The organism is Streptomyces sp. NPDC020192 (assembly GCF_044388685.1).
In the GTDB taxonomy this organism is placed as follows: Bacteria; Actinomycetota; Actinomycetes; order Streptomycetales; family Streptomycetaceae; genus Streptomyces.
Genome location: NZ_JBIRXG010000077.1, coordinates 1 through 11,244 on the forward strand (window position 1 = coordinate 1; position 11,244 = coordinate 11,244).

Here is an 11,244-nt window from a genome sequence, read left to right on the forward strand (position 1 = left end):
AGTGAGTCTTTCAGCGTCTCCACCCCGTCGGCCTCCGGGTCGGCGGGGTTGTCCGGGAAGGCGTCGAAGAGGTACTGCCCGACCAGCTCGACCCGACTACGTCCGGTCACCTCGCAGAAGGCCCAGTTGGCGTCGATGATCACCAGGTCCGTGCCGAGCATCAGGCACGGGCTCGGAAGGACGGCGAAAGCCGCCGTGTAGTCGATCTCTGGTCTGGACACACGCGTTCCCTGCGGGCAACTCCCTCTTCAATCTACGAAGGGGCCTGCTCTCGCGCCCGTCGAGCTCACTCGTGGGCAATCGATGATGGCTGCGACACCCATCCGGCGCACGCCGTGACCGGGGCCCGCCTCGTTGCGTGGTGTCGGGGCCTGATGTGCGTCACCGCCAGCGCCGGAGGACGGCGTACTGCGAACGCCGGTCTTTCTGGTTGGGGTATCGCCGAGGAGGGTGGCATCGCCCGGCGTCTGGGTGTTCTGGCCGCGGAGGGTGCGCAGGCCGCCATCGGTGGACCCGGCCGCGCGATTTGGCGGGGCCGGCCGTAGCCTTCCGCCATGACCGAGACGCTGGCGCCGACTCCCGATGATGCCTTCGCGATGCTGCTCGCTGGCAACCACCGGTTCGTGGCCGGCTCCCCCGAGCACCCCAATCAGGACGCCGTACGCCGGGCCGAGACCGCCCCGGCCCAGAGCCCCTTCGCGGTGCTGTTCGGCTGCTCCGATTCCCGGCTGGCCGCCGAGATCATCTTCGACCAGGGACTCGGGGATCTGTTCGTCGTGCGTAACGCCGGGCATGTCGTCGGCGCGGAGACGTTGGGGAGCATCGAGTACGGCGTAAGTGTGCTGGACTGCCCGCTGGTCGTGGTGCTGGGCCATGACTCGTGCGGGGCCATCGCAGCTGCCCGCGCCGCCGCCGACGGCGGCCAGGTGCCCGTCGGCTTCGTCCGTGACGTTGTCGAGCGGGTGACCCCGAGCGTGCTGGCGGCCCGCGCCGCCGGACGCGAGCAGCCCGAACAGATCCTCGCCGAGCACATAAGGCACACCGTCGACCTGTTGCTGGAACGCTCCCGCGTCCTGGCCGAGCGAGTGTCCGCCGGCCGGCTCGCCGTGGTGGGCCTGTCCTACCGCCTGGCCGACGGCAGTGCACAACTGGTCGCCTCCCACGGCCTAAGCAGGGCTGGTGCCCCCACACGGTGAAACCCGCTCCCGGCCACCCCGGTGTTCAGTGCTGCTGGAGGCCGGAGACCGGGGAGGACCGGGGCCCCGCGGCGCGGCGAAGCCGGTTGGCGATCGCCAATCCCAGGCCCTCCTCCGCCGGCAAGGACGCGACAATGAGGTCGCACCCCTGCTGGTCGAGCTCCCGCAGGAACCCGTACAGCCCGCGCGCGTAGGCGTCCATCGAACCCGGGAGAGCCACCACGGCGTGCACCTTGACCGGGGCTCCGGCGAAAGCGGAGGGAAGGAAGACGCCCACCTGGTGCCCAAGCTCCTGCGCGAGCTCCGCCTCGGCGATCACCTTCTCCGGCTGGACGAGGACGACCCGCGCGCGCGGCGCGTAGTGCGACGGATGCTGGCCCGGCACCCGGACACGGCTCGTCGAGGGAACCGCAAGCCGATGGCCCAGCACCGCTTCGAGGTCCTCACGCGTCACCCCGCCAGGCCGCAGGATGCTCGGGATCTCGCCCGTGGCGTCGACGATGGTCGACTCCACCCCCACCTCGCAGGAGCCGCCGTCCAGCACGAAGTCGACAGCATCACCAAGCTCAGCACGGACATGGTCCGCGGTGGTGGGGCTGACCTGCCCGAAGCGGTTGGCGGACGGGGCCGTGACACCGCCGCCAAAGGCCGACAGCAGCGCGAGTGCAACAGGGTGATCGGGCACGCGCACAGCCACCGTCTCCAGGCCGCCCGTCGCTTCGCGGGGCACCCGGCCACCGCGCCGCAACACCAGCGTGAGTGGCCCCGGCCAGAAATGCTCGGCCAGCAGGCGCGCCGTCGCGGGCACGTCCTGGACCCAGTCGTCCAACTGCTCCGCGCCGCCGATGTGGACGATCAGCGGGTGGGAGGGCGGGCGCCCCTTGACCTGGAAGATACGCGTGACAGCGGCGGGGTCCTCGGCGTTGGCGCCCAGTCCGTAGACGGTTTCGGTGGGGAGGGCCACCAGGCCGCCGGCGCGCAGCACACCGGCCGCCTTCTCGATGTCACTGGTTCTTGCCGTCACCCTCGCCATCCTGCCACTGTTCCGCTCCCCCAATTTCCGTGGAGACCGGTCCACGGTCCTGGAGCGGCGACCCATCGGGCGGCATCGCGGGCGACGCGGTCGGCGGCGTACTGCGTTCCGGCGACGAAGCGCATCATGGGGCCGAACATCGGGGCGGCCAGCGAACCAGTGACGTACGACCCAGGCAGGGAGGTTGGAACATACTGCTCAGCTGAGAGGCCTTGGAGCCGGGCATGCAGACGATGCCGCGCCGTAGCGCCGGAGCGAGAAACGCAAGCGCGTCGATGTCGAGACGGTAGCCGGTGGCGGCCAGCACATGGTCGACAGCCGGACCCTCCGAACCGCCCGGCCCGGAGAGGCCCAGCCGGGCCCTGCAGCCAGATGCCTCGGCGCGGGTAACGCGGCACGAGGTGCGCACCGGCACGACATCCTCGACCCGGTCGCGCAGCCACCAGCCACCTGAGGGCCCCAGCGCCCGGCGGAACAGCAGCAGCCGGGCGGCAGCGGGGAGCCGCAGCACTCCGCCTGGTGCCCGGCAGCCCGCGGCGAGTGTCCAGCCCGCCCCCAGGGGTGAGGAGGGCTGAGCGAGCCGTTGTGGCCACGGCGGCTCGGCTGCGGGACCGACCCCCACAGAACGCGCCGCTCTCGCACGAGCACCTGCACGTGGGCTCCGGCACCGCGATCCGCTGTCCGACATACCGCGACAGGTCGCTGTGGTGACTGGTGTGCGACACCAGAGCCCCGGCTCCCGCTCCTTCCGGCGCGAGGCGCAGCAACTCCTTCGGTATGTACGACAGCCCGTTCAACCCGGTCGCCACCACGATGGCCGCCGCCGTCACCTGCCGGCCGCCGTCGAGTCTTACGACGAACCCGGGAGAGCTTGGGCCACGGTCGACGCTGGCGACCCTGGCCGGTTCTACGTCACCGACATACCGTTTCTGGAACCACTGCCCCTAGCGAACGAACACGTCGCACGGGATCGGCGTCAGTTCCGACTCACCGTGCACCTTGCGGACGTCCGCCAGCAGTCCGCCCGGCTCGGGTGCAGACAGGTCGGTGGCGTCCGGGGTCGACTTCAGGAACATCCCCGTGGCGATGGCATGCCGCCAACTGCCCATCGCCTCCCCGAAGATCCGCACTGGAACCCCGGCAGCCCGCAGATGAGCGGCCACCGACAACCCCTACGGGCCAGCGCCGACCACCACCACCGAGAGCCCTCCGCGCCCGCCGTCCCCTCTCGTGAGCAGGGCGCCGCCCCGGAAGCGACCGCGGCACACATCCCCCACCGATCAGCCCACCGCCTCCAGGGCAGCAGGGCACCTCGGAACGCCACGGCAGCCAACGGCCCACCGCACGCGATCCCCCTCCCGCGACCGAGTGTGACCCCTCAGCCGCCGCCCGCCCAGGATTTCAGCACACGAGCAAGATCAACTGCTCAGCGCTACTGACCTTGTGGCCGTGATGTCGTCAGGGTGAGGCCTGTTTCGGCGAGACATCCATCGATGAGGTTGCTTCGGTACTGCGCGCAGCGTCGCGGACGGATGGATCGTCGCCACCAGCCCGCTGATCCCCTGCTCGGCTCCGCCCGCCCCGTCGCCGTCTCCGCCGCTCCCGGCGAGGCCGGGCCAAGGCAGCAGGGCGCCGCGTTGCTCGCTCACCCGGAATCCCGAGCCGAGGCAGGGCTTTGTCCGCCCTCCCGCCGAGCCGAGGGCCAGCTGCGGTGCCACGACTCTCAGCTCGGCTGTGAGCCAGGGCCGACAGGCGTTCATCTCGCGAAGTGTCGTGGCCTTGTGGCTCCGGCGTTTGCGGCCCTCGATGAGCGTGAACTTGAAGTGTTTGACCGCGTTTCCGGATCGATGCCCGCGTCAGGAACGTCTCAGCACCTTGCCCGCGGGGCCGACGAACGGCCTGCCCTGACGGTCCTCCTGGTCCCCGGGCTGCTCTCCGATGAGTAGGACCCGTGCGGTCGTGTCGCCCTCGCCGAACACGGTCTGGGTCGCGTCCTGGTTCAGCGGGCAGCCCCGGCACTGCGCGGCCGCCTTCCACAGCCCGGGCAGCCTCGCGCGCCGACCCGGCGGCAGGGCGCCGCGTCATGATCACGGCCGGGTGCCCCAGAAGTCGTTCCAGCCATGGCTGCCACCTCTTCTCGTCCTGGACGTAAACCCTGCACGGGCCGTTACGGATTCCGAGGACCCGGGTACTCGCGCGATGGACACCGACCCGCCGCCTGGAACAGAGGAGAGGACGTTGCCATGAATGCCAACCACAACCGCAGGAGTGGCACCCAGCCCGACGAAAAGACGCGAGAGCGGTCCGCGGAGGAACGGAACATCGTGACCCCGACCCCACGGGACGTGCGGGCCAAGGCCAAGGACGAGGCGGAGGACGACGACTCTCCGGCGACCGACACCCGGTCCCGTGACCGGTAGACCGTCTTGCCTTCATGGAAGGCGTCACGCTGTCCCGGCGGCCTCGACGTGCAACAGCTCCAGCAGCTGGAGTCGGTGCAGGGCGGCGACGGGTTCGACCAGGTCGGGGGGCGCAACAGCACGGTGGCTTCGCTGTTGTGGGTTCCTGGGGCGACGAGCCGCAGCAGACCGCCGGTCTCGGTCCGGTGCTCCGTTGCGGCCAGTACCTGCTGTGCCCGAACGGCAAGAGAGCGGTCGGACAGCAGGCAGACGGCCCAGCTGACGACGATCTCGTCCACCCAGGTCCGCCAGGCGGTGGACGCAGGCCGGAACGACAGCGCTGCTCAGCAACGACCTGCGGCAGGTAGCCAGGGACCAGGACATCAGCCTGCGGCTGCTGCCGGCGGTGCTGCGGGCCACCGCGTTCGCCCAGGGTGCGGGGCTGCCGTAGGCGGAGGTGTGGCCGGCGGTGGCCGCTGCGGTCCTCGGCCCGGCTGCACCGCCCACCAGCGAGATCGACGCGGTGATCCGCACGGTGCGCCACAGCCGCCTAGTCGGTTACCTCGCCGTCGGCGAGGAGGACAGCCGGGTCACCTATCGGCCCGCCCACCAGCGGGTAGCGGAGGTGCTCTTGTCCGAACCCCAATCCCTTCTCACGATTGAATCCCACCGGGGCGCAGGAATCTTGGATGTGCCTGCAGGAGGTGCCCTGCGGGCACAGGACGAGGTCCATCGTGCGATCGCCGAGGCATGCGCCCAACTCGCGCGCGCAGCGGATCCCCTGGCGCCGCATCCCTACGTCCGGCGCCACACCGCAGCTCACGCCCAAGCTGGCCACACGCTCGACGACGCGATCATGCCGCTGTCCCTCGCCGCTTGGGAGAACTCCGGAACGCTGCTCACCCGGCTGGGACTTCCGCTCCTCGTGGACGATCCATCCCGCCGGGTCCTCACCGGAGCCGCGCTCATCGAGCCGTACGCGGACGACTCTACGGACGTAGCCTCCCGCGCGGCCAGCATCCGCTTCCAGCTCGCCGCGCTCACCCGCCATAGGCTCTCCGACGATGCTGGCGTGCGCCAGCCGCCAGAGACGTGGGAGCAGGCCCGGGGCTGACCCCGACGGCCGTCCTCTGGAGGCCCGGCGGCAATGTCGTGTGCACCTGGAACACCCAGGACGAGCGCGGGCTGATCGCGGCCGGCACCCGGCACGGCATCAACATTTGGGACAGCAGCGGGCAGCAGCTGGTCCAGATCAATTGCCCCGGCGTCTGGGACCCGACCGTCCTGGCCGGGAACAGCGGCCGGGTCCTCCTCGCCGCTGCCACCTCGCAAGGCGAAGGCGTCTTCGCCCCTCTCTCAGGACAGCGGCTGGCCTGGCTGCCCCTGGCACAGGCTCACGAAGTACAGGTGCTGCGAGAGGGGTTCGACATTAGCGTGCCGCCGCCAACCGGCACCCACGCGGTGTGGCTCGACAGAGGCATGAATGTGTGCGACCGCTACTTCAAGTCAGGGTGCCCACCGCACACTTCTGCCGCTTCGAGTACCAGGTCAGGATGCGCGTGATCACCATCGGGATCGACCCCCACAAGTCCTCTCACACTGCCGTCGCCGTCGATGCCGCAGGCCACAAGATCGGTCAGCGACGCTTCGTCGTGAACGCTGGCACCTTCCAGCAGCTAATGCGCTGGAGTGGGCAGTGGCCTGAGCGGCGCTTCGCGGTCGAAGGCGCCGGCGGCCTCGGCCGGACCCTCGCCCAGCAGCTGGCCGCGGCGGACGAGGACGTCGTTGATGTGCCCTCGACTCTGTCGGCCCGCGCCCGGCTCCTGGCCACAGGCGGCGACCGCAAGACTGACCCCGCCGATGCCCTTCACGTCGCCCAGGTCGTCCTCTTCCGCTCCGACTTGCGCAAGGTCGTGCGCGAGGACCAGTCTACGATCCTCCGCCTGCTGACCGAACGGCACGACGACCTGGTCAACGAGCGCACCCGCATCACCAACCGCCTGCACGCAGTCCTGCGCGACCTGCTGCCCGGAGGCGCCCCCACCCGCCTCTCCGCGGACAAAGCCGCCACCCTGATGAAGGGCATCCGACCGCTCACCGCGACCGACAACTGCCGCCCTGACATCGCCCGCGACCTGCTGGCCGACCTCCGTCGGCTGGACCGCCAGGTCAAGGACAACGAAGCCCAGATGCGCGACGCCCTCGCCGCGTCACGCACAACACTGACCTCCGTGCCAGGACTGGGTACCGTGCTCGCGGCCAAGGTCCTCGGCCACATCGGCGACGTCAGCCGCTTCCCCACCGAGCACCACTTCGCCAGCTACACCGGCAGCGCACCACTGGACGCCTCCAGCGGGAAGAACATCCGGCACCGACTCAACACCGGCGGCAACAGGGCCCTGAACTCAGCCCTGCACATCATCGCCATCTGCCAGATCCGGGACGGCGGCCGCGGCCAGGAGTACTACCGCCGCAAGGTCGCCGAGGGAAAGACACCGGCCGAAGCCCGCCGGGCCCTCAAACGACGCCTGTCGAACGTGGTCTACAGGACCATGAAGCGAGACCAGCGAAGGCAACTCGCAGCGGCGGCTTGACACACAGAGGCGCTATGTAGTCTCATACCGCCCTCTCAGTTCGCAGCACACAGCAAGGGGCCAGCAAGAGGGGGTGCCACTCATCATCGTGTCACCGCTTGCAAGCACAGAGTCGGACGCGCAGTGTCGGTATACGCCACCGTCTGCCGACACTCGCCCGCGTGATCACGAACCCGCAGGTGGACAGTGTCGGCAACTCTCGTCGGCAATCAACGTCGATGAACGGTCCGGCCGATGGATTCCGACACATGCTCATCGGCTACGCGCGGGTCTCGACCGCCGACCAGAACCCTGATCATCAGATTGACGCCCTGCTGCGGGCCGACGTCGACCGCGACAACATCCACGTCGACACCGCCAGCGGCGCGAAGGCGTCCCGCCCGAAGCTCGATCTCGTCCTCCAGCTACTGCGCGAGGGCGACCCGTTGAAGGTCACCCGGCTCGACCGGCTCTCCCGCTCCGTCCTGCACCTGGTGACCCTCGGCGCCGACCTGCGTGAGCGCGGCATCGGGCTGCACGTCATCGAGCAGGGCATCGACACCGCCACCATGGAAGGCAGGGCCATGTTCGGGATGCTGTCCGTACTGGCAGAGCTCCAGCGCGAGCTGATCGTGGCGAATACGAACGACGGGCTCGCCTCCGCGCGGGCCCGTGGCCGGGTCGGCGGGCGCCGACCGAAGCTCACCGAGGACCAGGCCGCGCTCGCCCAACGGCTCTACGACGAGCGGGAGAAGACCGTCCAGCAGATCGCCGACATGTTCGGCGTTCCCCGGTCGACGGTGTACGGGCACCTCGACAAGACCAAAACCGTCCCCCGCCAGCCGAAGAAGATCAAGGTCACGTCCTGACCGCTACTTTGCACCGTGGGTCAGAGATAGGACACCGAGGCCGGATCTGTTCGCCGACGTCGGGCCGAGGGTGGTGGCCGGCTGGCGGGCGCGGGCGAAGCCGGCCGCGCCGAGCTGGCGCAGGTGGTAACTGGCTGTGCCGGAGTTCACGCCGAGCCGCTCCGCGAGGCGAGTAGCGGTCGACGGGCCATACTTCCGTAGCAGCCCGTCCAGCTGTACACGCACCGGGTGCGCCAGGGCACGCAGCCCTTTGGCATCCAGAACGATCGAGTCCGCTTCGATTTGACCCCAACACCACAGCGTGGGACTCGCTCCAGAAGCCTGCGACCAAAGATCGCTTACCATGCTTGGCGATACATCGTGACGCGATATATTCTCTCGCGTAGGTCGAGGGAGAGGGGAATCATGGCGTCCGAGACCGATCCGGCCGTACTCGTGTTGGCGAGCCTGGCTGACGAACCCAGGCACGGTTACGCGATCACTCAGGACATCGCGAACTCGGTCGGTGTTGTCCTCGGCCCCGGCACCCTGTACGGGGTGCTGGCCCGGTTGGAAGCTGACGGGCTGATCGAGGCGCTGCCCGCGCAAGGGCGTCGCCGCCCCTACCGGATCACCGGTCTCGGCCAGCGCACGCTGGCCGAGCAGGTGGAGCAGATGCGGCGGGTGGCCGATCTGGGGCTACGCCGGCTCCGGGCCGCAGGGGCCATGCCGTGAAAATCCCGAACGCCGCCGAGGACAGGCCCGACTGGCGGGTGCGCGTGCTGGTCGGGTTGTATCCGCCCGCGTGGCGGCACCGCTACGCCACGGAGTTCGCGGCCCTACTGGAGGACGGGGGCGTCGGGGTTCGGCAGGTGGTCGACGTCGCGGCCGCGGCGGTGCGCGTCTGGGCCCGTCCCAGCAGGCACCTGCACGACCGGACGGGACGGATGTGCACCACCGTCGCGGTGACCCTTTGCGCGTGGACGGCGCTGGCGGCCGGCGCCGTCCTGTTCGCCAAGACCACTCGGGACGGGGCTTGGTATGTCACCGGGCACGCCGACCCGGCCGCAGGGTGGTACAACGTCTACGCGCTGGCCTCGGCCACGTCGGCGCTGGCCATCGCGGTCGGCTGGCTGCCCTCGGTGGCCGCCGTCCTACGCGCCCCGCAATGCCATCCCGGACGCCGCCGCGCCCGCCTGCTGTTGCTCGCCCCACCGGTCGCCGTATCCGCCTTCCTGGGCGCTGCGGCGGTTCTCCGGCTGATCACCCACGGGGTGGGTGTCGGCCCCACCGGGTTTCTGGTCCTGGTCGGGCTCGGCCTGTTCGCCGGTGCCGCCTGCGCCGCCGGACCGGCCGCCGCGCTGCGGCACGTCACGCCGAGCGGTGCGGGGCTACGCGTCGCCACCCTGGCCGGCGCGGTCGCCACGACACTCATGGCGGTGGCCGTTACCGCCAGCGTCGGCTGGGGCCTGGTCACCTTCGCCGACCGGCCCGGGTTTACGGCACTGACCGGCTACGGCACGGTCATGGCGGTCACGCTGGTGGTCGCGGCGACCTCTTCCGCACGCGGCCTGCGGGCCGCCATCGCACGCACCCGGGGCAGCGTCGATGCGCACTGACCGTCGGTGGCTACGCCGAACCCTGAAGACCCTGCTCGTCCTGGCGATCGTGCTGGTGGTGACGCTCGGCGGCTACATCGGCTATGTGGCGGTCCGGCGGGGGCAGCAGGTCACCCTGCCCGCCCCGACCGGCCGTTATCCAGTCGGCCGGACCACGGCCGACTGGACCGACCACGCCCGCACCGATCCACTCGCCCCGCACCCGGGCATGCCGCGGGAGCTGTCCGCATGGCTGTGGTACCCGGCCGCACCCTCCCCCGGCGCGCCACCCGCGCCCTACGCCCCGGGCGCATGGTCGGGACTGCACATAGGCGGCCTGCCCGGGCTGGGCGAGACCAGTTTCGACGACATCCGGGTGCACGCCGTCACCGACGCCCCCGTCGCCGTCGGCCGGTTCCCCGTGGTGGTGCTCGAACCCGGGTTGGGTCTGGCCGCGCCGCAATACACCACGCTCGCGGAGAACCTGGCCAGCCACGGATACCTGGTCGCCGGGATCACCCCCACCTACAGCGCGAACCTGACCGTGCTGAACGGACGGCCGGTGAGCGCGACACCCGCCGGTAACCCGCAGGACTCCGACGCGGCCGACATGCGCCCGGCCAACGACCGGCTGGTCAGCGTATGGGCGGCCGACGACCGCTTCGCCACAACCCGGGTCGCCGCGCTGGACGCCACCGGCCGGTTCGCCGGGCACATCGACGCGGCCACCACCATGTACCTGGGCCACTCCTTCGGCGGAGCCGCCGCGCTGCAAGCCTGCCACGACGATCCGCACTGCGCCGGGGCAGCCGACCTGGACGGAACCCAGTTCGGCACGGTCGTCCACTCCGGACTCGGCAAACCGATGATGCTGGTGGCCAGCCAGAGCTCCTGCATCACCGGAACCTGCCGGCCGAGCAATGCCGACGAGCAATCCGAACGCGACGCCGCCCGCGCCTTGCTGGCAGCCAGCACCGGGCCCGTCTGGAGTTACCGGCTCAACGGGGCCGAGCACTTCAACTTCAGCGACTACGGCGCCTACTACCTGGCCGCGCCGATCCGGTCTGTGGTCGGGCTCGGGTCGATCGACAGCGACGACGCGCTGACCATCACCAACGCCTACCTGGCCGCGTTCGTCGACCATGTGGCCCGCGGCCTGCCGGAACCGCTGCTGGCCGGCCGGTCCTCGCCGTACCCCCAGATCGAGGTACAGCGCACCGCGTCGTGAGCATGCGCACAGGAGTTCGGATATCCGTGCAGCCGACTCCGGACATCGACATTGGCGGACCGTTGCCGATCTTGCTCCGGCAAAGGACCGTTTGTGGGAAATTGGCGTTGCGATTCCTGCCTGACTGAGTGTTACGTTGCTCTGCTTTGCTCCGATCGGAAGGAAAGCAGATGGACGTCCCCTCCTTGCACGGTCGGTTCCTTAAGAAGTCATCTCATTTGGTAAGCCTGCGGTAGCAGATGAGGGTGCAGGCGATGCTGGTGAAGGCGAGGAAGTGCTCGGCTTTGCGCTCGTAGCGGCGGTGCAGGCGGCGGCATCCGGCGAGCCAGGACATCGTGCGTTCTATGGTCCCGCGGTGGCGGCCCAGAC

At 70.0% G+C, this 11,244-nt stretch carries 13 protein-coding genes and 2 pseudogenes; 9 read left to right on the top strand and 6 right to left on the bottom strand.

The window, feature by feature from the left end; translation table 11 throughout:
* On the bottom strand, positions 1–221 hold a 221-nt coding region (locus ACH47Z_RS46415; RefSeq protein ID WP_399086467.1), incomplete at its 3' end, for a PAS domain-containing protein.
* A gap of 333 nt (positions 222–554) precedes the next feature.
* Between ACH47Z_RS46415 and ACH47Z_RS46420 the strand changes: the two genes are divergently transcribed.
* Positions 555–1,196, top strand: coding sequence for a carbonic anhydrase (locus tag ACH47Z_RS46420; protein ID WP_399086470.1), 642 nt, complete (start codon positions 555–557; stop codon positions 1,194–1,196).
* A gap of 25 nt (positions 1,197–1,221) precedes the next feature.
* Here ACH47Z_RS46420 and ACH47Z_RS46425 read toward each other — a convergent pair whose 3' ends face one another.
* The 3 genes and pseudogenes from ACH47Z_RS46425 to ACH47Z_RS46435 form a co-directional block, all read right to left on the bottom strand.
* Positions 1,222–2,229, bottom strand: coding sequence for an L-threonylcarbamoyladenylate synthase (locus tag ACH47Z_RS46425; protein ID WP_399086473.1), 1,008 nt, complete (start codon positions 2,227–2,229; stop codon positions 1,222–1,224).
* Positions 2,230–3,173: 944 nt separating this feature from the next.
* The gene (locus ACH47Z_RS46430) at positions 3,174–3,392 is read right to left on the bottom strand and encodes a hypothetical protein (RefSeq protein WP_399086476.1); all 219 of its coding nucleotides are present in this window, start codon (positions 3,390–3,392) and stop codon (positions 3,174–3,176) included.
* Positions 3,393–3,647: 255 nt separating this feature from the next.
* Positions 3,648–4,351, bottom strand: a pseudogene (locus ACH47Z_RS46435) (uracil-DNA glycosylase family protein).
* A 121-nt stretch (positions 4,352–4,472) separates the two neighbouring features.
* Between ACH47Z_RS46435 and ACH47Z_RS46440 the strand changes: the two are divergent.
* The 5 genes from ACH47Z_RS46440 to ACH47Z_RS46460 all read left to right on the top strand — a co-directional run bounded on the left by ACH47Z_RS46440 (position 4,473) and on the right by ACH47Z_RS46460 (position 8,070).
* A complete protein-coding gene (locus tag ACH47Z_RS46440) occupies positions 4,473–4,649 on the top strand; it encodes a hypothetical protein (RefSeq protein WP_399086479.1) in 177 nt (58 codons plus the stop codon).
* A 448-nt stretch (positions 4,650–5,097) separates the two neighbouring features.
* A complete protein-coding gene (locus ACH47Z_RS46445) occupies positions 5,098–5,742 on the top strand; it encodes a hypothetical protein (RefSeq protein ID WP_399086481.1) in 645 nt (214 codons plus the stop codon).
* Between the two features lie 38 nt (positions 5,743–5,780).
* Positions 5,781–6,191, top strand: coding sequence for a hypothetical protein (locus tag ACH47Z_RS46450; RefSeq protein ID WP_399086484.1), 411 nt, complete (start codon positions 5,781–5,783; stop codon positions 6,189–6,191).
* Positions 6,182–7,222, top strand: a complete 1,041-nt coding sequence (locus ACH47Z_RS46455) for an IS110 family transposase (RefSeq protein WP_399086487.1) — start codon at positions 6,182–6,184, stop codon at positions 7,220–7,222. Before ACH47Z_RS46450 ends, ACH47Z_RS46455 begins: the two co-directional genes overlap by 10 nt.
* Before the next feature lie 248 nt (positions 7,223–7,470).
* A complete protein-coding gene (locus tag ACH47Z_RS46460) occupies positions 7,471–8,070 on the top strand; it encodes a recombinase family protein (RefSeq protein WP_399086490.1) in 600 nt (199 codons plus the stop codon).
* A gap of 96 nt (positions 8,071–8,166) precedes the next feature.
* Here ACH47Z_RS46460 and ACH47Z_RS46465 read toward each other — a convergent pair.
* A pseudogene (locus ACH47Z_RS46465) lies at positions 8,167–8,370 on the bottom strand (helix-turn-helix domain-containing protein); the annotation flags it as partial.
* A gap of 105 nt (positions 8,371–8,475) precedes the next feature.
* Between ACH47Z_RS46465 and ACH47Z_RS46470 the strand changes: the two are divergent.
* The 3 genes from ACH47Z_RS46470 to ACH47Z_RS46480 are packed head-to-tail and all read left to right on the top strand — an operon-like array spanning position 8,476 to position 10,875.
* On the top strand, positions 8,476–8,784 hold the full coding sequence (locus ACH47Z_RS46470) for a PadR family transcriptional regulator (protein WP_399086493.1): 309 nt from the start codon (positions 8,476–8,478) through the stop codon (positions 8,782–8,784).
* On the top strand, positions 8,781–9,668 hold the full coding sequence (locus tag ACH47Z_RS46475) for a hypothetical protein (RefSeq protein WP_399086496.1): 888 nt from the start codon (positions 8,781–8,783) through the stop codon (positions 9,666–9,668). The genes ACH47Z_RS46470 and ACH47Z_RS46475 overlap by 4 nt, the downstream gene beginning before the upstream one ends.
* Complete coding sequence (locus ACH47Z_RS46480) at positions 9,658–10,875, top strand: alpha/beta hydrolase (protein ID WP_399086499.1); 1,218 nt, start codon at positions 9,658–9,660, stop codon at positions 10,873–10,875. The genes ACH47Z_RS46475 and ACH47Z_RS46480 overlap by 11 nt, the downstream gene beginning before the upstream one ends.
* 214 nt (positions 10,876–11,089) lie before the next feature.
* On the opposite strand, the gene ACH47Z_RS46485 is transcribed toward ACH47Z_RS46480, so the two are convergent.
* Positions 11,090–11,244, bottom strand: a 155-nt coding sequence (locus ACH47Z_RS46485; RefSeq protein WP_399086502.1) for a transposase, incomplete at its 5' end; no start/stop codon positions are given.